This window comes from Flavobacterium cheonanense (genome assembly GCF_039539185.1).
GTDB classification, from domain to species: Bacteria; Bacteroidota; Bacteroidia; order Flavobacteriales; family Flavobacteriaceae; genus Flavobacterium; species Flavobacterium cheonanense.
Genome location: NZ_BAABCT010000001.1, coordinates 43,520 through 63,945, shown reverse-complemented (window position 1 = coordinate 63,945; position 20,426 = coordinate 43,520). Strand labels below are relative to the sequence as shown.

22 protein-coding genes are annotated in these 20,426 nt (G+C 30.4%); 14 read left to right on the top strand and 8 right to left on the bottom strand.

The window, feature by feature from the left end:
* Positions 1 to 4: 4 nt before the first annotated feature.
* Positions 5 to 1,012 carry an SIMPL domain-containing protein gene (locus ABD766_RS00365; RefSeq protein ID WP_344814854.1) on the bottom strand — a complete coding sequence of 336 codons (1,008 nt, stop codon included), beginning with the start codon at positions 1,010 to 1,012 and terminating at the stop codon, positions 5 to 7.
* A gap of 174 nt (positions 1,013 to 1,186) precedes the next feature.
* On the opposite strand from ABD766_RS00365, the gene ABD766_RS00360 reads away from it, so the two are divergent.
* Both ABD766_RS00360 and ABD766_RS00355 read left to right on the top strand, forming a co-directional pair.
* A complete protein-coding gene (locus tag ABD766_RS00360) occupies positions 1,187 to 2,113 on the top strand; it encodes a hypothetical protein (protein WP_344814853.1) in 927 nt (308 codons plus the stop codon).
* 1 nt (position 2,114) lies between these two features.
* The gene (locus ABD766_RS00355) at positions 2,115 to 2,678 is read left to right on the top strand and encodes a hypothetical protein (RefSeq protein WP_344814852.1); all 564 of its coding nucleotides are present in this window, start codon (positions 2,115 to 2,117) and stop codon (positions 2,676 to 2,678) included.
* On the opposite strand, the gene ABD766_RS00350 is transcribed toward ABD766_RS00355, so the two are convergent.
* Both ABD766_RS00350 and ABD766_RS00345 read right to left on the bottom strand, forming a co-directional pair.
* Positions 2,679 to 3,347: a DNA alkylation repair protein gene (locus ABD766_RS00350; RefSeq protein ID WP_344814851.1), complete on the bottom strand. Its 669-nt coding sequence runs from the start codon at positions 3,345 to 3,347 to the stop codon at positions 2,679 to 2,681. It lies immediately after the preceding gene.
* Positions 3,344 to 3,931: an acyl carrier protein phosphodiesterase gene (locus ABD766_RS00345; RefSeq protein ID WP_344814850.1), complete on the bottom strand. Its 588-nt coding sequence runs from the start codon at positions 3,929 to 3,931 to the stop codon at positions 3,344 to 3,346. The genes ABD766_RS00350 and ABD766_RS00345 overlap by 4 nt, the downstream gene beginning before the upstream one ends.
* 92 nt (positions 3,932 to 4,023) lie before the next feature.
* On the opposite strand from ABD766_RS00345, the gene glmM reads away from it, so the two are divergent.
* Positions 4,024 to 5,412: a phosphoglucosamine mutase gene (glmM, locus tag ABD766_RS00340; protein ID WP_298308263.1), complete on the top strand. Its 1,389-nt coding sequence runs from the start codon at positions 4,024 to 4,026 to the stop codon at positions 5,410 to 5,412.
* 42 nt (positions 5,413 to 5,454) lie between these two features.
* Here the strand turns inward: glmM and ABD766_RS00335 are convergent, their stop codons facing one another.
* Positions 5,455 to 7,020: a protein adenylyltransferase SelO gene (locus tag ABD766_RS00335; RefSeq protein WP_344814849.1), complete on the bottom strand. Its 1,566-nt coding sequence runs from the start codon at positions 7,018 to 7,020 to the stop codon at positions 5,455 to 5,457.
* Positions 7,021 to 7,159: 139 nt separating this feature from the next.
* Here ABD766_RS00335 and ABD766_RS00330 point away from each other — a divergent pair, with 139 nt between their 5' ends.
* Both ABD766_RS00330 and ABD766_RS00325 read left to right on the top strand, forming a co-directional pair.
* Positions 7,160 to 8,767: a S41 family peptidase gene (locus ABD766_RS00330; RefSeq protein ID WP_344814848.1), complete on the top strand. Its 1,608-nt coding sequence runs from the start codon at positions 7,160 to 7,162 to the stop codon at positions 8,765 to 8,767.
* A gap of 67 nt (positions 8,768 to 8,834) precedes the next feature.
* Positions 8,835 to 10,322 carry an aminotransferase class V-fold PLP-dependent enzyme gene (locus ABD766_RS00325; RefSeq protein WP_344814847.1) on the top strand — a complete coding sequence of 496 codons (1,488 nt, stop codon included), beginning with the start codon at positions 8,835 to 8,837 and terminating at the stop codon, positions 10,320 to 10,322.
* A 116-nt stretch (positions 10,323 to 10,438) separates the two neighbouring features.
* Here ABD766_RS00325 and ABD766_RS00320 read toward each other — a convergent pair whose 3' ends face one another.
* Entirely contained in the window at positions 10,439 to 11,506 is a 1,068-nt protein-coding gene (locus tag ABD766_RS00320; RefSeq protein ID WP_298308252.1) for a branched-chain amino acid aminotransferase, read from the bottom strand.
* Positions 11,507 to 11,747: 241 nt separating this feature from the next.
* On the opposite strand from ABD766_RS00320, the gene ABD766_RS00315 reads away from it, so the two are divergent.
* The 6 genes from ABD766_RS00315 to ABD766_RS00290 all read left to right on the top strand — a co-directional run bounded on the left by ABD766_RS00315 (position 11,748) and on the right by ABD766_RS00290 (position 14,682).
* The gene (locus ABD766_RS00315) at positions 11,748 to 12,239 is read left to right on the top strand and encodes a DUF4920 domain-containing protein (protein ID WP_344814846.1); all 492 of its coding nucleotides are present in this window, start codon (positions 11,748 to 11,750) and stop codon (positions 12,237 to 12,239) included.
* Positions 12,240 to 12,249: 10 nt separating this feature from the next.
* The gene (locus ABD766_RS00310) at positions 12,250 to 12,762 is read left to right on the top strand and encodes a DUF4920 domain-containing protein (RefSeq protein WP_344814845.1); all 513 of its coding nucleotides are present in this window, start codon (positions 12,250 to 12,252) and stop codon (positions 12,760 to 12,762) included.
* 6 nt (positions 12,763 to 12,768) lie between these two features.
* Complete coding sequence (locus ABD766_RS00305; RefSeq protein ID WP_344814844.1) at positions 12,769 to 13,224, top strand: hypothetical protein; 456 nt, start codon at positions 12,769 to 12,771, stop codon at positions 13,222 to 13,224.
* A 2-nt stretch (positions 13,225 to 13,226) separates the two neighbouring features.
* On the top strand, positions 13,227 to 13,889 hold the full coding sequence (gene mnmC2, locus ABD766_RS00300) for a tRNA (5-methylaminomethyl-2-thiouridine)(34)-methyltransferase MnmC2 (protein ID WP_344814843.1): 663 nt from the start codon (positions 13,227 to 13,229) through the stop codon (positions 13,887 to 13,889).
* Positions 13,890 to 14,004: 115 nt separating this feature from the next.
* Entirely contained in the window at positions 14,005 to 14,202 is a 198-nt protein-coding gene (locus ABD766_RS00295) for a hypothetical protein (RefSeq protein ID WP_298308238.1), read from the top strand.
* Between the two features lie 273 nt (positions 14,203 to 14,475).
* On the top strand, positions 14,476 to 14,682 hold the full coding sequence (locus ABD766_RS00290; protein WP_344814842.1) for a hypothetical protein: 207 nt from the start codon (positions 14,476 to 14,478) through the stop codon (positions 14,680 to 14,682).
* A 10-nt stretch (positions 14,683 to 14,692) separates the two neighbouring features.
* Here ABD766_RS00290 and ABD766_RS00285 read toward each other — a convergent pair whose 3' ends face one another.
* Positions 14,693 to 15,634 carry a LysR substrate-binding domain-containing protein gene (locus tag ABD766_RS00285; protein ID WP_298308232.1) on the bottom strand — a complete coding sequence of 314 codons (942 nt, stop codon included), beginning with the start codon at positions 15,632 to 15,634 and terminating at the stop codon, positions 14,693 to 14,695.
* 125 nt (positions 15,635 to 15,759) lie between these two features.
* On the opposite strand from ABD766_RS00285, the gene ABD766_RS00280 reads away from it, so the two are divergent.
* From ABD766_RS00280 to can, 3 genes are all read left to right on the top strand, one after another.
* Complete coding sequence (locus tag ABD766_RS00280; RefSeq protein WP_344814841.1) at positions 15,760 to 16,047, top strand: hypothetical protein; 288 nt, start codon at positions 15,760 to 15,762, stop codon at positions 16,045 to 16,047.
* Positions 16,048 to 16,109: 62 nt separating this feature from the next.
* On the top strand, positions 16,110 to 17,765 hold the full coding sequence (locus tag ABD766_RS00275) for a SulP family inorganic anion transporter (RefSeq protein ID WP_344814840.1): 1,656 nt from the start codon (positions 16,110 to 16,112) through the stop codon (positions 17,763 to 17,765).
* 8 nt (positions 17,766 to 17,773) lie between these two features.
* Positions 17,774 to 18,418 (top strand): carbonate dehydratase, encoded by a 645-nt coding sequence (gene can / locus ABD766_RS00270; protein ID WP_344814839.1) that lies wholly within the window; start codon positions 17,774 to 17,776, stop codon positions 18,416 to 18,418.
* A 76-nt stretch (positions 18,419 to 18,494) separates the two neighbouring features.
* Here the strand turns inward: can and ABD766_RS00265 are convergent, their stop codons facing one another.
* The gene (locus tag ABD766_RS00265; protein WP_344814838.1) at positions 18,495 to 19,460 is read right to left on the bottom strand and encodes a sodium-dependent bicarbonate transport family permease; all 966 of its coding nucleotides are present in this window, start codon (positions 19,458 to 19,460) and stop codon (positions 18,495 to 18,497) included.
* Positions 19,461 to 19,465: 5 nt separating this feature from the next.
* A complete protein-coding gene (locus ABD766_RS00260) occupies positions 19,466 to 20,425 on the bottom strand; it encodes an L-threonylcarbamoyladenylate synthase (protein ID WP_344814837.1) in 960 nt (319 codons plus the stop codon).
* Position 20,426: the final 1 nt, after the last annotated feature.

Sequence of the window (20,426 nt, the reverse complement as noted above, 5' to 3'; positions counted from 1 at the left end):
GATATTATAAATTCAACAATTTAATATCTCCAGCTGCAGTGATTATATAGTAACGATTGTTTCTGATGATAGTGTTTTTTGGCAATTGGTCTTCTTTAAGTTTGATTCGAATTGTGATATCGTAAAATGCTTGAATAGTTGGTTCAGTAATATCAGGATTCATAACAAAATTGTGGTCTTTTACCAATGCTTGGTTGTAATATTGCGTCGTATTTTTCTTGATAACATTGACTTCACTTTTTGGATCAAAATTAGCATTAGCTTGCGAAAACGCTTGATAACTTCTATAACTTTCCATCGGATACGTTACATTAAAACCTTCTTGAAGTATTTTTTCTTTTTTGTTCAAATCGGTATTCATAATTAGTGAATAATTTGCCATCTGATCTTTAAAAACTTCCAAAGCTTTTCTTTGCATTGCGCTTCTAACTTGGTCAAAATTGGTCGTTACATAATCAACTTTTGCGATATCATAAATTTCGTTTTTCCCACAAATTGATAGAATTTTATCAAAATCATTATTGTTTCTAAACTTGATTAAGATGTTCTTTTTCAATTCAAATCCAGATGGTTTTTCGTTATACGTTTTTGGATTAAAAATCTTTTTATCAACAGCATAATCATAAGTTGGAACAAATGAAATCATATCGGTTTCAACCACAATTTCTTTATTGAATAATGCTAATTCTTTCATAACATTTCCAATTCGTTCGTCAATTAAGTTGGTGGCTTCTTCGGCAGTTTTTCCTAATTGAAGCACAGCAAATGTGGCAATTTGAGCAGTTGCACGTTCGTTGTAAATTCCTTTAATCGTTAAAACCATTTCGTCTTGACTGCTTGAAGTGGTTTGAATTGTGTTTACTCTATTAATAGTGTAGCCACCATTTCCGTAAGCGCCATTTCCATAATCAGCATTTCCTTTTTTTTCGTATTGAGCATTTCCCATGTCTTGCGCATTAGCAAAGTTTAGTGCAATTGTAAGAGCGATTGTTGTAATTAAATTTGTCTTCATTTTTTTAAGTTTTTAAAATTAATGATGCAATGATACTCTCGTTTTTCAAAGTTGGTTTGGTAAAACTACTTTCAACTAACTGTAAAGTTTTTTAATTACATTTACAGCACTTTTACAGTTGGTTTTCAGTAGAAATATCGAATTGTAGCTTTACTTTTGAATCGAATAATTAGAATGACAGAACTTGAAAAATTTCAGGAATTGAAACAAAAAGTGCTTTTGAAATATCAAGAGCATCATCCTTTTTTTCAAGGAACTTGGAAGACATTTAGTTCGCAGGATATTCAAAATTTGATTGGTTTAATCGAAGAAAAGTGTAAGCAAACGATTAGTGAAAAATGGATTTACACGCATTTAAAACCCGAAACCAACAACAAGATTCCACGAAAAGATATGCTGAATATTTTATCGGAATTTGTAGGTTTTTCAGGTTGGGATGAGTTTACATTTGAAGAGAAAATTTCAGAATCTAAAAAATCAAAAGTATCTAAAAAATCTAAAAAATGGTTGTTTGTCCTCATTATCTTTTTGATTCTTTCGATTTTTTCAATTTTTTTAATGATTTATAAAAAAGAAGAATCTAAACCCAAAACAATTCAGCTAAATAACGAATACACTAATGAAAAAGTAAATGCAGAAGAAGTTAAAGTCTTTGAAGTAAAAGATTCAGTCAAACAAGAATTAGAGATAAAAGAAGGTAAAGTTCAAGTTTCAAATAATGGTAACGAGAAATCAAAATTGGTTATTCAAAGTCCGTTTTACTTGCCAAAGACGATAGTAATTAATCCAAACGGAACAACAACAGAACCACCAAAACGAATTGATTTAAAACCAGATGATTATGCCATGATGCTTAAAGCATTTATGTTATCAGATATTAAAGATTGGCAAACTAGAAAAGAGCAATTGAATAAAATATTATCAGATAATTTGGAAGTAATTGTGATGCTGAAAGACGATTTGGGAGCAGAATATTTCAATAAAAGCGAGTTTTCACAAAAGTTGATTGTACCAACGGCTTCGTTAAAAAAGATGAAGATTGTTGAAATTAAAAACGATGCTAATGATAAAATTCAGTTCATTAGAATTAAACAAGAATAGAATGAATAAGAAATTTTTATTTATCGTTATTTTATTATGCAGCTTTTTTGTTAATGCTCAAGATGTTGTGAAAGAGAGCGTTTCAGAAAAGAAAGCAGCAACGGCTATGACTTTAAATAAAAGGTTTTCTGCCAAAGTTTTGAATGCTTATCAAGAAAATTCTAAAACTAAAGTGGAAGATTTGTTTTCCTATTTTCAGATGCTTACCGATGCATCATTGAATGATGATTTGAAGAAAGAAGTGGTCAAAAACATCAATTTGTTATTTCAAAATCCCAACACAATGGTGATTGATTTTACTTCGGATTCTTTTGATAAAATTACTTTACAACAGTTCATTCAGAAGCTTTTAATTTCCGAACCGATTTTATTTTCAGTTTCAGATGAAAGCAGGTATGATTCTGTTGAATATCAAAGTTGGAAAACAGGATATACTATTTCAAGAACAAAATCAGGAATAGTTTCGAAAACCAAAATTGTTCAAAAAGTATATTTTTTCGAAACTCCAAAAATGTTTGGTGAAGAAACTAAAGTGGTTTTTTCTACTCTTCTTGGTGAAATGTAATTACTTGATATTTCTCAATGCTTCTCGTTGACTTAAAGGCTTTAAATTGGATGAATTTACGTATTCAGAAACTCCACTTGGATTAAAACGACTGTAATCTCTCAAAGCCCAACCAATTGCTTTTTGAATAAAAAACTCTTTAGATTCTTTATGTTTTTCACATTCTGATTTTAGTAAATCGAAATTGGTTTTTTCTTTATAACTCAACTGAAATAGGATAGCGCTTCGATTCAACCACATATTATTTGAATTCGAAAAGTGTTCAATAACTTCATAAGTTTCATTTGGAAATTGTTTCAAATAGCCACCAAGCAAATATTTAGCAACAACATCAACCGAATCCCACCAAGAGTTTGTAATGATTAAGTTTTCAATTAACTTAATATCTTCTAAAACATAATTTTTCTTGAATTCTTTTACCAATAAATCTATAGCGCATTGATGAAATTCTCGTTCCTTTTTATTGAATAATTCCCAAGCAATTTTTCTGAAATTTGCTTTTATTTCAGATTTGGATTTTTCGTAATTCTCTTTAAAAATTGCTCTTCTTTCTTCGGTTTTTATTCCTAAGAAAGAGAAATTATTTTTCATATAATTCTCCATCGGAATGGCTAGTTCTCGATTGGATTTTTGATGTAAATCGTGTTCTAAATTTTGTATAAAATTCATTCTAACTCTTTTAATTTCTCTTCACAATGATTACGTAATTCTTCAAAAAACAAAGTAAATTCTTCTTCAAATTCGGTATAAAACTCTTGAACTTCTACAATCGATTCTTGCATATTGGCGCGATGTTTCGTTCGATAATCCATTTGGAATAAAATCATTTCTAAGCCAGCTAATGACGCGTAACTTACTAACCAATTTCGAGCAATCATATAAGGTAACATTCCTTTAGTTTTTTCTGTTAGAATGTCGTAATTATCTTGAAGTAATTTGTAAAATTTATCTGCGTAATCTTCTAATTTTTCATCAGAATAGTTGTTCCAGTTTTTAGCTAAAAAATGATCATAAACAATGTCCATAATCACACCAGAATAATGTCCATATTTTTCGTGTAAACGATGTTTACTTTTTCTGTAAATGGGATGAGCATCAGTAAAAGTGTCAATATAACGATGCAAAAGAATACCTTTTCGAATTTCGTCTGGATAATCCAAATAATGATGTCCACGAACACTATCAGCCATAAAATTTCCAATTTTAAGCAAATCGTTGTTTCCAGAAAGGTATATGTGAGCGAGGAAATTCATTTGACCAAATTAGTTATTTTAATTAGAATTTCAAATTAGTATATTTGTACTTCCAAATCTAATATTTAATATCTAAAATCTAATATTTAAAAATGACATTAATAAAATCAATATCAGGAATTCGTGGAACCATCGGTGGAAAAGTAGGTGATAATTTAACTCCAGTTGATGCAGTAAAATTTGCTTCAGCTTATGGAACTTTTCTGAAAAATAATAGTTCAAAAGAAAAACTAACCGTTGTAATCGGTCGTGATGCCAGAATTTCAGGATCAATGATTCATAATTTGGTTCAAAATACATTAATCGGATTAGGAATAAATGTTATCGATTTAGGGCTTTCTACAACACCAACTGTTGAAGTAGCAGTTCCTTTAGAAAAAGCAGATGGCGGAATTATTTTAACTGCTTCGCATAATCCAAAACAATGGAATGCATTGAAATTATTGAACGAAAAAGGTGAGTTTTTAAATGGTGCTGATGGTGCAAAAATTTTAGAAATTGCAGAAGCAGAAGCCTTTGATTTTGTTGATGTTGATTCGTTAGGCGAAATCACTACCAACGATTCCTATATGGATATTCACATTGATGAAGTACTAGATTTACCTTTAGTGGATGCTGATTTGGTGAAAACCAAGAAATATAAAGTAGTTGTAGATGCTGTAAATTCTACAGGTGGAATTGTAATTCCGAATTTGTTGGAACAAATGGGTGTTGAAGTAGTAAAATTATATTGCGAACCAAATGGTCATTTTCCACACAATCCAGAACCTTTGAAAGAACATCTAGGTGACATTTGTAAATTGGTTGTAGAAGAAAAAGCCGATTTCGGAATCGTGGTTGACCCAGATGTTGACAGATTGGCTTTTATTTCAAATGATGGTGAAATGTTTGGCGAAGAATATACTTTGGTAGCGATTGCCGATTATGTTTTGAGTAAAACGCCAGGAAATACTGTTTCTAATATGAGTTCGTCTCGTGCATTGAGAGATATTACTAATAAACATAATGGAAGTTATCAAGCAAGTGCTGTTGGTGAAGTAAATGTGGTGGAATTAATGAAAGCTACAAATGCTATAATCGGTGGTGAAGGAAACGGCGGAATCATTTATCCAGAATTACATTACGGAAGAGATAGTTTGGTAGGAGTAGCATTGTTCTTGACTTATTTGGCAAATCAAGATAAGACAGTTGCCGAACTAAGAGCAAGTTATCCACAATATTATATGAGTAAAAACAAAATTGAATTGACACCTCAAATTGATGTAGATGCCATTTTAGTTGCGATGACTGAAAAATATAAAAATGAGGAAATCAATACAATTGATGGTGTGAAAATTGATTTCGCTACTGAGTGGGTTCATTTGAGAAAATCTAATACTGAACCAATTATCCGAATTTATACTGAAGCTCCAACTCAAGCTGAAGCTGATAAATTAGCTTTTAGAATTATTGATGAAATAAAAGCTGTGGCTGGAATATAATTTAAAAACAAAACCCTGAAATAGTTCAGGGTTTTGTTTTTTTTACGAACTACAAGAGAGCATTGAGCATCCTATTTTTTCTCTTGCCCAATCAGGCCTTTTTGCATACCATTTTTCTGAATTTGGTTGTTCTTGATATGGTTTTTTTAATAACTCGTGCAATTCTTTGATAATACTAAAATCATCTTTGTTAGCTGTATCAATAGCCATTTGGGCCATATAATTTCTCAATACATATTTCGGATTTACAGCATCCATTTTTAGTTTACGATCTTCATCACTTGTGGATTCTCTTTTTAATCTTTTGATGTATTTTTTAAACCATTTCTCCCAATCTTCTAGTATATTTTTTTTGATTTCTTCCGGTTTGTAAAAGGCATCATCAATAATAGCAATTCCACAACCTGGCGTGTGAGCTTTTTTAACTCTACTTAACTCTCTAAAGAAAATAGTCATATCAGTTTCAGATAATATTAAAACATTTTCTAATTCTTCTATTAATTTGATATCCTCTTTTGAGACAATTTTTAAACCCAATTTATCTCGCATCATCTGAATATAATCTTTCGTGTATTTGGTTTGAAAATCATTCAAAACATTTTCTAAAGGAACAGCTATTTCAATTAATGGATAAAGTGCATTTGCTAATTGAAATAAATTCCAAAGAGCAACATCTCCTTGATTGCCAAATCGATATCTTCTATGTTCTCTGTCGGTTGTGTTTGGAGTCCAATCGGGATTATAATCTTCTAACCATCCGTATGGACCATAATCAATTGTTAGTCCTAAAATAGACATATTATCAGTATTCATCACTCCGTGTACAAATCCAACTCTTTGCCAATGAATAATCATTTCACGAGTTTTATTGGCTACTTTATGAAAGAACTGAATGTATTTTTCAACACCATCAGTTGTAATTTCTGGATAATAATATTTTATGGTAAAATCGGCTAATTTTTTTAAATTTTCTAAATCGTTTTGTGCTGAAAACAGTTCAAAATTTCCAAATCGTATAAAAGTAGGAGCAACTCTACAAACTACAGCACCTTTTTCATAATCAGCATTTCCATCATACATCATATCTCTCAGAACTTCATCGCCTGTTGAGATTAGAGAAAGTGAACGCGTAGTTGGTACACCCAAATAATGCATTGCTTCGCTACATAAATGTTCCCTAATAGAAGAACGCAAAACAGCCAATCCATCAGCACGACGAGAGTAAGGAGTACTTCCGGCGCCTTTTAATTGCAACATCCAATTTTGATTGTTGTATTTAACTTCGCCTAAAACAATAGCTCTTCCATCACCTAATTGTCCAGCCCAATTTCCAAATTGATGTCCTGCATAATTCATAGCATAAGAACGAGAATTTGGTAAAGTTTTTTTCCCTGAAAATAGGTCTAAAAAAGCTACAGATGTGATCTCATCTTCGGTTATTCCAATCATTTGAGCAACTTCTTTCGTTGCATGAATTAGTTTTGGATTCGAAGGAATTCTTGGAGTAACATAAGAGAAAGAGGCATTTAGTACTTGTCTGGTGATATTAGTTTCATTAACATCGGCAGATAATTCAGCACTAAATCTATTATTTATTTTTAATTGCATTAATAGTATGTTTGTATTACAAATTTACTGATTTTTTGTCTAATTATTATTAGAATTAAGTTAATATATTAATGAAAATCACATGAAACAACAAATAAATGTATATTTGAAAATTGGATGTCAATAGCGATTATATTTTATGAAGTTTAGTCAATTTAGTAATTTTTATTTTAGTTTGTTTGTTGGAATTTTAGTTTCAATAGTGTCTTTCAGTTGTGTTTCTGTTGAGGAGTATAACAAAAGACTAGCACAACCAATTTCTGAAAAGGATTTAATACAAGATGTAAATTTCGTTCAACGAAAATTAGAAAAATACCATCCTAATTTATACACCTACATTTCTAAAGAAGAATTGAATAGAAAGTTTGATAGTATTAGAAATGTATTAAACAAACCAATTTCAAGTCAAGATTTTTTCTTGCTTATTAGTCCAGTTGTTGCTTCGGTTAAGCAAGGACACATGAGTATGTCATCACCATCAAAGAGAATTAGTAAAAAGCAACAAAAGCGATTAGCTAAATCTGGAACAGGTCCATTATCACAATTTGACTTCGAATGGATGAATGATAAATTGTATGTTTTAAAAAATAAATCTAAACAAAAAGGTATTGTTTCTGGTGCAGAAGTTGTAAGTATAAATGCTATTACACCGCAACAACTTCACAATAAATATAGAAAAACATATGCTTCTGATGGTTTAAATAAAACTTATTTAAAGAGAGCTTTTTCAAAACGTTTTACAAATTATTTAACCAACGAAATAGGAATCAATGATAGTTTATACTATGTTTTTAGGCAAAATGATTCTTTGAAAGAAGTAGTTGTAAGTCGTTTAAAAGCAGAAAAGAAAGAGAAGGTTAAGAAAACTGAAACAACACCGAAAGTAACTGAAACAAATCCAAAAACAGAAAAGAAAGTCGTTGATAGTAAGAAGGATAAGCGAATTTTTGGATATGATGAAACCACTAAAAGTTTCAGTAAAAAATTATCATTTGTTGCTACAGATAGTAGTATTGCTGTTCTGAAGATTAAAGATTTTTCTAAAGGTAAATTTAGAAAAGCTTACGATATAGTTTTTGAAAACCTTAAGCAAAAAAATGTAAAAACTTTAGTTTTAGATTTAAGAAATAATCCTGGAGGAAGAGTTGCTGATGCTGTCGATTTATATTCCTATTTAACAAATAAAGATTTTCAAATGCTTGAACCAGCACAAGTTGTTTCTAAAACAAGTTTGTGGAAATTGGGAATGTTTGATAAAATCCCAAAAATTACTTATCCATTTGCGGCAATTGGATATCCATTTTATATGGCGTTTTCTTCTTTGAGAACTAAGAAAAATAATGACGGAACTTATACTTATTCATTGGTTGGTTCAAAAAAACAGCAAAATAAAACCAATTATTTTTCGGGTAAGATTTATGTTTTGATTAATGGAAATAGCTTTTCGGCAGCTTGCTTGGTTTCAGCTGCCTTGAAAGAAAACAAGGATATTACTTTTGTTGGTGAAGAAACAGGAGGTGCTTTCAATTCAACTGTAGCAGGATTATTGCCAGTTTTGAAGCTACCCAATTCAAATTTATACCTTAGAGTTGGTCTTATGGATATCGGAACTACAAACAAGACTACTGTTTTTGGTAGAGGTGTTTTTCCAGACCAAGAAATTATTCCAACATTGAAAGATAAAATTGAAAATAAAGATCCAGAAATGGAATGGATTTTAAATGATATCAAATTGAAAAACAACTAGTTTCATCATTTTTTAGTTTGCAAAATAATTGTCAAAAATCCGTATATTTGAACACAAATTAAACGCAATGATTTCAACGGAAACTACAACAGCACTAGAACTTTATTTTCAACAGTTTCGAGATAATATCATCGGAATTGATCAAGAGTTTGAATCTGCTTTTGGAAAGAAAAAAATTATATACACTGATTGGACAGCAAGCGGAAGATTATATCGACCTATTGAAGAAAAGTTGATGAATGATTTTGGACCTTTTGTAGCCAACACACATACAGAAACTACAATTTCAGGTACAGCGATGACGATGGCTTATCATGAAGCAAAAAGTATCATAAAGCACCATGTAAATGCTACAGATGATGATATCCTAATCAATACTGGCACAGGTATGACTGGCGTTGTAAATAAGTTTCAACGTATTTTGGGTTTAAAACTTCCTGAAAATATTAGAGAATTTACTACCATTCCAAAAGAATTGAAACCTATAGTTTTTATTTCTCATATGGAGCATCATTCTAACCAAACTTCTTGGTTGGAAACCATTGCTGATGTAGAAATTATTCCTGCCAACGAAGACGGATTATTTTCAATTGAAAATTTGAAACTTCTTTTGGATAAATATAAAGACAGAAATTTCAAAATTGCTTCAATAACTTCTTGCTCAAATGTTACCGGAATTAAAACGCCTTATCATCAAGTTGCAAAGGTTATGCATCAGAATAATGGTGTTTGTTTTGTAGATTTTGCTTGCTCTGGACCTTATGTTGAAATCAATATGCATCCAGAAGATTCAGAAAGTTATTTGGATGCAATTTTCTTTTCACCTCATAAGTTTCTTGGTGGTCCAGGAACATCTGGTGTTTTAGTTTTTAATAAAAATCTTTACAAAAATAGTGTTCCAGATTGTCCTGGTGGTGGAACTGTAAGTTGGACAAATCCTTGGGGTGAACATAAATATATTGACAATATTGAAGATAGAGAAGATGGTGGTACGCCAGGATTTCTTCAAGTGATCAAAACAGCACTTGCCATTCAATTGAAAGAAAAAATGGGTATTCAAAATATTTTGGATAGAGAACACGAAATTGTTGATTATGTATTTGAAGAACTTGGAGCTATTGAAAATATTAAGATTTTAGCAAAAGAACATCAAGATAGGTTAGGAGTAATTTCGTTTTATATTGACGACTTACACTATAATTTAGGAGTAAAATTATTAAATGACAGATTCGGAATTCAAACTCGTGGTGGTTGCAGTTGTGCCGGAACTTATGGTCATTATTTGCTCCATGTTGATAAAGAAACTTCAAGTGATTTGGTTTGTTTGATAACTTCTGGTGATTTAATAAGAAAACCAGGATGGATTAGAATGTCTATACATCCAACAACAACTTCAGAAGAGATTAAGTTTGTTTGTGATAGTATAAAAGAGTTAGCAAAAAATCACAAAGAGTGGGAAAAAGATTATGTTTACAACGGAAAAAGCAATGAATTTGTTCACAAAAATGCCTCTCATTTAGAAAAAGAAATGGTTCACAATTGGTTTAAAATATAGATATAACAAAAAAGCGATTTTCATTTGAAAATCGCTTTCTTTATAATAGAAGTTTTAATTTTGAACACTGAACACTGAACACTGAACACTGAACACTGAACACTGAACACTGAACACTATATCTTCACTGTCCAACCAAATGTATCTTCAGCTAATTTATACTGAATTTTAGTTAAATCTTCTTTTAATTGAGAAGCAAAAGAATTTTCAATTTTTGGTAATTGATATTCTGTTCCTTGGTAAGCGAATGCTACAATTGGGCTAACAACAGCAGCTGTTCCTGCACCGAAAATTTCTTTCAAACTTCCGTCTTTGGCAGCATTTACTAATTCTTCAACTAATACGGAACGCACTTCTACATTCAATCCATCTCGTTGAGCCAATTCAATTAAACTTTTTCTAGTTACACCATCCAAAATTCTTTCACTTGTTGGAGCTGTATATAAAGTATCGTTTATTCTAATGAAAACATTCATGGTTCCAGCTTCTTCAAGTTTGGTATGCGTAGCATCATCTGTCCAAATGATTTGTTGGTATCCTTTTTCGTTAGCTAATTTTGTTGGATAGAATTGTGCTGAATAATTTCCAGCGGCTTTTGCAGCTCCAATTCCACCATTTGCAGCACGACTGTAGTGTTCCGCAATAATCACTTTTACTTCTCCAGAATAATATGATTTAGCTGGAGAAAGAATTATCATAAAGCGATATTCGCTCGACGGTTGTGCAATTACTCCATGACCGGTAGCTATCATAAATGGTCTTAAGTATAAGGTATTTCCAAGACCTTTTTTAACCCATTCTCTATCTAAATCTACAACAGTTTTCAAGCCTTCCATGAAAATATTTTCAGGAACTTCTGGCATTGCCATTCTTTTTGCAGATTTATTGAAACGTTTAAAATTTTCGTCTGGACGAAATAACCAAACATCATCATTTTCATCTTTATAAGCCTTCATACCTTCAAATATGGCTTGACCATAATGAAAAACTTTAGCAGAAGGATCTATTAAAAAAGGTTCATAAGGTGTGATAATTGGTTTTTGCCACGCGCCATCTTTGAAATCACAAATTAGCATGTGGTCTGTGAAAATATTTCCAAAGGTTAAGTTTTCAAAATCTACTGATGCAATTTTTGACGATGAAGCTTTAACTATATCGATTTCGATAGTGTTGTTTAAAGTCATTTAATGTAAGTTTATTTTTTAATTAAATTTATAAATAATTGTTTTTCAGTTATTTATAAAAAGCAATTAAATGTTATTTAGTTTTTGCTAAACTAATAAAAAAATAGATTGAATTAGTTGCCTTCAAAATTTATTTATTCACTATTTATTGATGTTATCAACTAATGTATTTTATCCATAAAATAGTATGAAAAATCACAATAAACTCCTTAATTTTGTTCTAATTAAAATTTAAATCAAGATGAGAAAAATAGTTATCGCAGCATTTGTTGTATTAGCATTAGTAAGTTGTAAAAAAAATGAAGAAGTAAAAGTTGATGCAAAGCCAGTTTCTTATGCTGAATTTGGTGATAAAATTACAGCTGATAAAGCCATTTCCTCTGAAGAACTTCTTGAGAAATATAAAACAATGAAAGAAACTGATACACTTCAAGTAAAAGTAGCATCTAAAATTGTTGATGTTTGCCAAAAGAAAGGTTGTTGGATGAATTTAGATTTAGGAAATGAAGAGTCTGCCTTTGTAAAATTTAAAGATTACGGATTTTTTATGCCATTCAACGCTGCTGGAAGTGAAGTTGTTGTAAACGGAAAAGCTTTTGTAGAGCTAACTTCAATTGAAGATTTGAAAGAATATGCAAAAGATGCAGGAAAATCACAAGCAGCAATTGATAGCATTGTTGCACCAGAAAAAAAGTATTCTTTCATGGCAGATGGTGTTTTAATTAAAAAATAAATTTATAAAAATGAAAAATTTCAAACTACTATTATTAGTTGCCTTCGTTTCAATTGGTTTAAACGTAAATGCGCAACAAGCAGCAAAAAAAGCAAAAACACAAACAACTTTAAATTCAAATGATTTTGTTTCTTTTGGAGATAAATTTGAATTAAATAAAGTAATTACCAAAGAGCAAATGTTCAAGAAATATAAATCATTGAAAAAAGGTGATTCTATTGCTGTAAAATTTGTTACTAAAATCAACTCAGTTTGTAAAAAGAAAGGATGTTGGATGAAACTAGATTTAGGAAACGGAGAATCTGCATTTGTAAAATTTAAAGATTATGGTTTTTTTGTACCACTTAATGCCGATGGAAGTGAAGTTGTTGTGAATGGTGTAGCATTTATTGATGTTGTATCGGTTGATGAATTGAAGCATTATGCAAAAGATGCTGGCAAATCTCAAGCAGAAATTAATAAAATTAAAAAGCCAGAAATCACTTATTCCTTTACTGCAACTGGAGTATTTATTAAGAAATAATATAAAATGAAGAAATTTTTGATACTATCGTTTTCTGTTTTGCTATTAATTTCTTGTCAGAATAAGCAAACTGAAAAGGCTGAAGAAAAAGAAGCTTGTGCAAATGATTCTGTAAAAGAAAAGAAATTTGAGATGTATGAAATGTCGGAAATGGCATCGCTTATGGAACAAATGTATGCTCACAATCAACAATTGAGATTGCGAATTATTAAAGGTGATACTGTTGGAAAGTTTCCAGAATTTTTCAATAAAATTTATTCTGCCAAATTCACAACTCCTAGTGATAACGATGCTTTTTTTAAAGAAAACGCTGATAAATACATTGCAGCTCAAAAATTGATTTATTCGGAAACTGAAAATGTAAAAGAGAACTTTAATAAAGGAGTTGATGCTTGTATAACATGCCATAAAGGTAAATGTGGCGGACCAATTCCGAGAATTAAGAAATTGTATATTAAGTAATCTTGAAAAGAGAAATTCTCACTACAAACGATGGTTCTACAACCATTCATTTACCAGATTGGGATGAAAGTTATCATTCTAAACATGGTGCTATTCAAGAGGCTTATCATGTTTTTATCAAAAGCGGACTTTCTTTGTTTGAAGGAAAGTCTGTTTCAATTTTAGAGATTGGCTTTGGAACCGGATTGAATGCTTTTATAACCTATTTAGAATCTCAAAAAGTAAATCAAACTATTGATTATGTTGGAGTAGAAGCTTATCCTGTTCAAGTAGAAGAAGCTTTACAAATGAATTATGTTTCCGAATTAAATGCATCTAATGAAAAGCATGTTTTCGATAAAATGCATCAAATTTCTTGGGAAGAAAAGCATACAATTTCAAGCAATTTTTCTTTAATCAAAAGAAAACAATTCTTTCAAGATATTACAGATGAAAATGCTTTCGATTTGATTTATTTTGATGCTTTCGGTTTTAGAGTACAACCTGAATTATGGTCGTTAGAAATTTTTAAAAAAATGTATGCTGCATTGAAACCTAATGGTGTTTTGGTAACTTATGCTTGCCGTTCCTCTATTAAAAACGCGATGTTAGAATGTGGTTTTAAAGTAGAAAAACTTCCTGGAGCACCTGGCAAGCGAGAAATGCTTCGCGCAATTAAAATTTAACGTATTATTTTTATTTTGTATTAAAAAATAATTTAATTTTGATAATAATAAAATCCCAATATTTACGTTCTTATTAAATCTGTGATTTAAAAGTTTAACAATTTAACCACTAATTATGTCAAGATTGATTTATGACTACACTAAATCTGTATTGGAAAGAGTTAGCTTTGATGCGATACTTTTCTGTAAAGAATTAGACAAGGCGGTCAGAGTGCTTTTACCTTATGAAATTGAACAGCTAACAGAATGGTTGCTCAATTTCACTAAAGAAAAGCCAGAGTTAAGGCAATGTTTACTGATTATGAACAAATAAAACTAAAAGGAACTTAAACGGTTCCTTTTTTTTGTTTTACAAAGTAGGGTTTATCTATCTTAAGTTGTTTTTAGAATAGTATGAGAATTAAATTTTTGTAAGATTTAACTTTTAAAAAATGTAAAAAATGTATTTTATCGTAATAAAATGTATTTAATCGATAAAAAATCACAGTTTTATTTGTTAATTTAAAATTAACTTTATAAGTTTACATTATGATTCCCAAATCTATCATAGAATATTAACCTACTAATTTTTTTTCTTATGCCAAGAATGATTTACGATTACACTAAGTCAGAATTAGAGAGTGTAAGTATTGATCCTAACCTTTTTAGAAGGAAATTAAAAAAGGCTGTGAATAGCTTGTTACCTTATGAGATTGACTTGTTGCAAAATTGGTTGTCTTATTTCACTATAAACAAGCCACATTTGCAAGAATGTATAACAGAAACCATAAAAAACAAAAAAGGAGTTTGCTAACTCCTTTTTTTTATTTTGTAGCTTTTGGACTTACAATTTGAACATTTTGAAAAGCAATTGCACCTTTTACAACGCCACTTATTGAAGATCTTAAAGCATCAATAATATGAATTTTTAACTCGTTTTTCGGATAAATTAAACTTACTTCTCTTGCTGGTTTTGGTTCTTTAAATTGACGCAATTTTACTTGATCTTTTTCCTTTAAATCCAATGTGTGTAGATAAGGAAGAAGTGTAGTGCCTAAACCTTCATCTGCTAATTTTATTAATGTTTCAAAGCTTCCACTTTCAATTTGAAAATGATTGTGTTCAGAATTAGTATTATTTTTGCAGAGGTTTAAAACACTATCTCTAAAGCAATGACCGTCTTGAAGAAGTAAAATTTCATCCAAATTCAAATCAGAAATTTCAATTTCTTTTTTCGAAAAACTCTCATGATCTTCAGGTATATAAGCTACAAATGGCTCAAAATAAAGCACTACTTCTTTAATTTTTTCTTCATTTAATGGTGTTGCAGCAATTGCGGCATCTAAATGTCCGTTGTTTAATTTGAAAATAATATCCTCAGTATTTAATTCTTCAATAATCAGTTTTACTTTTGGGTATTTTTTAATGAAATTTTTCAAAAACATTGGTAAAAGGGTTGGCATAATGGTTGGAATTATACCTATTCTAAACTCACCACCAATAAACCCTTTTTGTTGATGAACAATGTCTTGAATTCTGTCGGCTTCATTAACAATGTTCTTAGCTTGATTGACAATTTTCTGACCAATTTCTGTCAATTGAATCGGTTTTTTACTTCTATCAAATATTTGAATGTCAAGTTCGTCTTCTACTTTTTGAATTTGCATACTTAAAGTAGGTTGTGTAACAAAACATTTTTCGGCTGCAAGGGTAAAATTTTTGTATTCAGCTACAGCTAATACATATTGAAGTTGTGTAATGGTCATTGTATAGTAAAATTTGATACAAATATAAAAACTATCAATTTAATTTATGGATATTAATCTTAATAATTTTTAGTTAAATTTAAACAATAACTTTTTTATTCTGATTGAAAAGCTATTTTTGCAATATGAAGTCAGTAGCTAGAATTTTAATGGTTCTTTTTATAGCTTTTCTATCAATGCCAACAATTGTAACATTGATTGAAAAGAATACTGATGTGTCTTTGTTTTATAGTTTTGCTGAAGAAGAAATCCATAAAGATTTAAAAGAAATTAAAGTTGATTTAAAACAACAATTTGATTACCATTCTTTAGATTCAAAAATTAAATTAAATTCTAAAATTGTTTCTGAAAACTTGTCACATCATGATAATGTTGCTGAAGAAATATTCTCACCACCGCCAGAATTGTTTTAGTACATTTAGACTTTTCTTTTTCAAATTGTTTGGAAGCATTTATGTATTAAAATTTTATTGGTATGACAAAAAAAATCAACCTTTTTTCAAACCTAAAATCTGATTTCGCCTCAGGTTTAGTGGTTTTTTTGGTGGCGTTGCCATTGTGTCTCGGAATTGCATTAGCAAGTGGAGCACCATTATTTTCAGGAATTATTTCTGGCGTTGTTGGAGGTATTGTAGTTGGGTATTTAAGCCAATCACATTTAAGTGTTTCTGGTCCAGCTGCTGGCTTAACAGCAATTGTATTAACCGCTATCACCGATTTAGGTTCTTTTAATGCGTTTTTATTAGCAGTTCTAATTGCAGGAATTATCCAATTGATTTTAGGATTTGTTAAAGCAGGAACAATTTCTAATTATTTCCCCAACAACGTTATCGAAGGAATGCTAGCTGGAATTGGTGTTATCATTATACTTAAACAAATTCCTCACGCATTCGGCTATGATCCAGATTTTGAAGGTGATGAATCTTTTTTTCAACCTGATGGACAAAACACTTTTTCAGAGCTTTTAGAAATGCTCTACGATGTTCAAATTGGTGCAATTGTCATTGCTTTAGTATCCTTAGCAATATTGATTTTATGGAATAAAGTAGATTTTTTAAAGAAAATAAAGTTAGTTCCACCTGCGTTGGTTGCTGTAATTGTTAGTATTTTACTAAATGAATTTTTTATACAATCGGGAAGTAATTTAGCAATTGCGAAAGAGCATTTAGTAAGTTTACCAATACCAACTACCTTACAAGAGTTTAAAAACATTATAGTTTATCCAGATTTTGCTTCTATTTCCAATTCTAAAGTTTGGATTGTTGCTTTAACCATTGCTGTTGTTGCTTCGATTGAAACTCTTTTGTGTATTGAAGCATCAGATAGAATGGACGCTCAAAAAAGATATACAAACACTAATGTCGAACTGAAGGCACAAGGATTGGGTAACATAATCAGTTCGCTATTAGGAGGTTTACCAATGACTTCTGTTGTTGTAAGAACTACAGCTAATAATGCTGCTGGAGCAAAATCTAAAATGTCTGCTATAATTCATGGTGTACTTTTGTTAGTGAGCGTTTTAGCAATTCCGTCACTATTGAATAAAATTCCTTATGCTACCTTGGCAGCAGTTTTATTATTAGTAGGTTATAAATTAGCCAATCCTAAAACAATTAAACATTTTTGGGAGAAAGATAAAATTTATCAGTTCATTCCTTTCATATTTACTTTTGTGGCTGTTGTTGCTACTGACTTGCTAAAAGGAGTTGCACTTGGTATGGTTATCAATATTGTATTTATTTTGATAGGTAATTCTAAACGTGCCTATAATTTTAAAGTTGAAGATTATCATGAAGGAGACATCATTCACATCGATTTAGCTCAAGAGGTTTCATTTCTAAATAAATCGGCTATAAAAGATACCTTAAATAAGATACCTGAAAATTCTAAAGTAGTTATAAATGCTAGTGCTACTGTGTATATAGCTCATGATGTTTTAGATTTAATTAGAGAGTTTAAAAAAATAAAAGCTAAAGAATTAAATATTAATGTTAAATTAGTTGGCTTTAAAGAAGGTTATAATCTTGAAAATAGTGATGGATATCAAAATACTGTGACTATTGAACACAAGTATAACGTACTTAAAAGAAAATTGGAAACCATAGAAAATAAAAACATAATATTTAAATAATAGCTAAGATGAGTAGTGATTTTTATAAAAAGATTCTAGATAACAATAAGAAATGGGTTGAGAATCAATTAGCAATTGATGCAGAATATTTCAAAGATTTAGCAAAAGGACAACAGCCACCTTTATTATGGATAGGTTGTTCTGATAGTAGAGTTCCTGCCAATGAAATAATTGGTGCTAAACCTGGAGAAGTTTTTGTACATAGAAATATTGCTAATATGGTAATTCATAGTGATATGAACATGTTAAGTGTTTTAGATTATGCTGTTAATGTTTTGAAAGTAAAACATGTTATTGTATGTGGTCATTATGGTTGTGGTGGAGTAAAAGCAGCAATGGGAAATCAATCTATTGGATTAATTGACAACTGGATTAGACACATAAAAGATGTTTATAGATTACACGAACACTATCTAAACACTATCGAAGATGAAGAGGAGCGTTTTAATAAATTTGTTGAAGTTAATGCTCAAGAACAAGTATTTGATTTGGCAAAAACTTCAATAGTTCAAAATGCTTGGAGAAATGGTCAAGAGTTAACACTGCATGGATGGACTTATGGTTTAAATTCTGGTTATGTAACTGACTTAGGTGTAAACATGAGTTCTAATGATGAGTTAGATGAAGTGTATCAATTAAAATTTTCAAATTAGTTTTAAATAGAAAGACTACATTCTTAGAATGTAGTCTTTCAAACCTAAACATGAATGAAAAAAAAAAAATTAACTGTTAGTTATTTATCTGAATTATTGATAAATAAATTGGCATTCCTAAAGTTATATTGAAAGGAAATGTAACAGCTAAAGCCATTGGTAGAAATAGACCCGGATTTGCCTTTGGAACTGCTATTTTCATAGCTGCAGGAACAGCTATATAAGAAGCACTTGCCGCTAAAACAGAAAGCATAAATCTATTTCCGATATCATTTGTTACAAGATGGCTTGCTACTGCAACCAAGCATCCATTAATAAATGGTATTGCTATTGCAAAAATTACTGCAAACCAACCGCTTTTAAGAAAATCACCTAGTTTTTTTCCGCTTACAATTCCCATATCTAATAGAAAAATGGCAAGCAAACCTTTGAATAAATCATTTGTAAATGGTTTTATTCCCATTGCTTGTTCATCACTGGCAAGTAAACCAATAATTAAACTTCCTAATATTAGAAGTACACTACCATTTGTAAAAGAATGTCTAACAATTGACAAAATAGAGGTGTTTATTTCTTTTTTGGTGTCAAACAATCTAATTAAAATTACACCAACAACTATTGCTGGTGCTTCCATCAAAGCCATTACAGCTACCATGTGTCCGCTAAAACTCATGTGTTGAATTTCTAAAAAGGAAGCTGCTGTTACAAAAGTCACCGCACTTACTGAGCCGTAAGCAGCTGCAATAGCACCGGAATCATAAACACTAAATTTTCTTCTTAAAATGAAATATGAATAAATAGGTATAATTAATGCGATTAAAACACCAAAGAACACAGACCAAACTATTTCTAGATTAAAGTGGCTGTGAGCCAATTCTTGTCCGCCTTTAAATCCAATTGAAAACAATAAATAAAGTGAAATAAATTTTGACGAATTTGGTGGTATTTCCAAATCACTTTTTAGTTTTACTGCTATTATTCCAAGTAAAAAAAACAGTAATGCTGGATTGGTTAAATTATCTAAGAGTAAATTTAAGTTCATTGAATTTATTTTTTTGTCGCTCGTTCTAAACGATCGTTAATTGATTTTCCTAAATCGTTTTCAGGAAACTTCTCGGCTATAATAAGGTCTAAACCTTTTTTGTCTAATCGATGCATTGCAGCATATAGGTTGGCAGTGGCTTCTTTTAAACTACCATTAATTGAAAGTATTTCTTTTTCTATATTTTGATTATTTATTTTTAAATCTTGAAATAATAAAACTCCAATTTTAGATGTTGGATAGTTTTTTATTTCATCTTCAATATTTTCTGACAATATCGTTTTGGTTTTTGGTGCGTAATGTCTTGAATGCATTCCAGGAGCATTTGGCGAACTATCATTTTTATTTACAATTTCAATAGGTCCAATTATAGATTCTATATCTTCTACAGAAATTGATCCTAAACGGTAAAGAATAGCTTTTTCATTTTCAAAACCTACAATCGTAGATTCTATCCCATTTTCACAATTACCACCATCAAGAACCATTTCTAAAGTATCTGTAAAATAATCGGCAACATGTTGAGAAGTGGTTGGACTTATGGAGCCAAACGGATTTGCACTCGGAGCAGCCAATGGAAAATCAAGTTGTTTTAATAATTCTAAAGTCAAAGTATGATTGGGAACTCTCACAGCGACGGTTTCTTTTCCGGCTGTAATGCTATAGGGTATCGTTTCTTTTTTCTTTAAAACTAGAGTTAGCGAACCTGGCCAAAATGCTTCAGCTAATTTTTTAGCTTTTTCAGGAATTTCTTGAGCGATATTTTCTAATAATTCTTTAGAATGTATATGAACGATTAGTGGATTATTGAAAGGTCTATTTTTTGTTTTAAATATTTTGTTTATTGCTTTCTTACTGTAAATATTTCCTGCCAAGCCATAAACGGTTTCAGTAGGAATAGCAACTAAATTTTCATTCTCAAGAATTTCTTTGGCTTTTACTATGTCTTTGGATATTTGAATCATA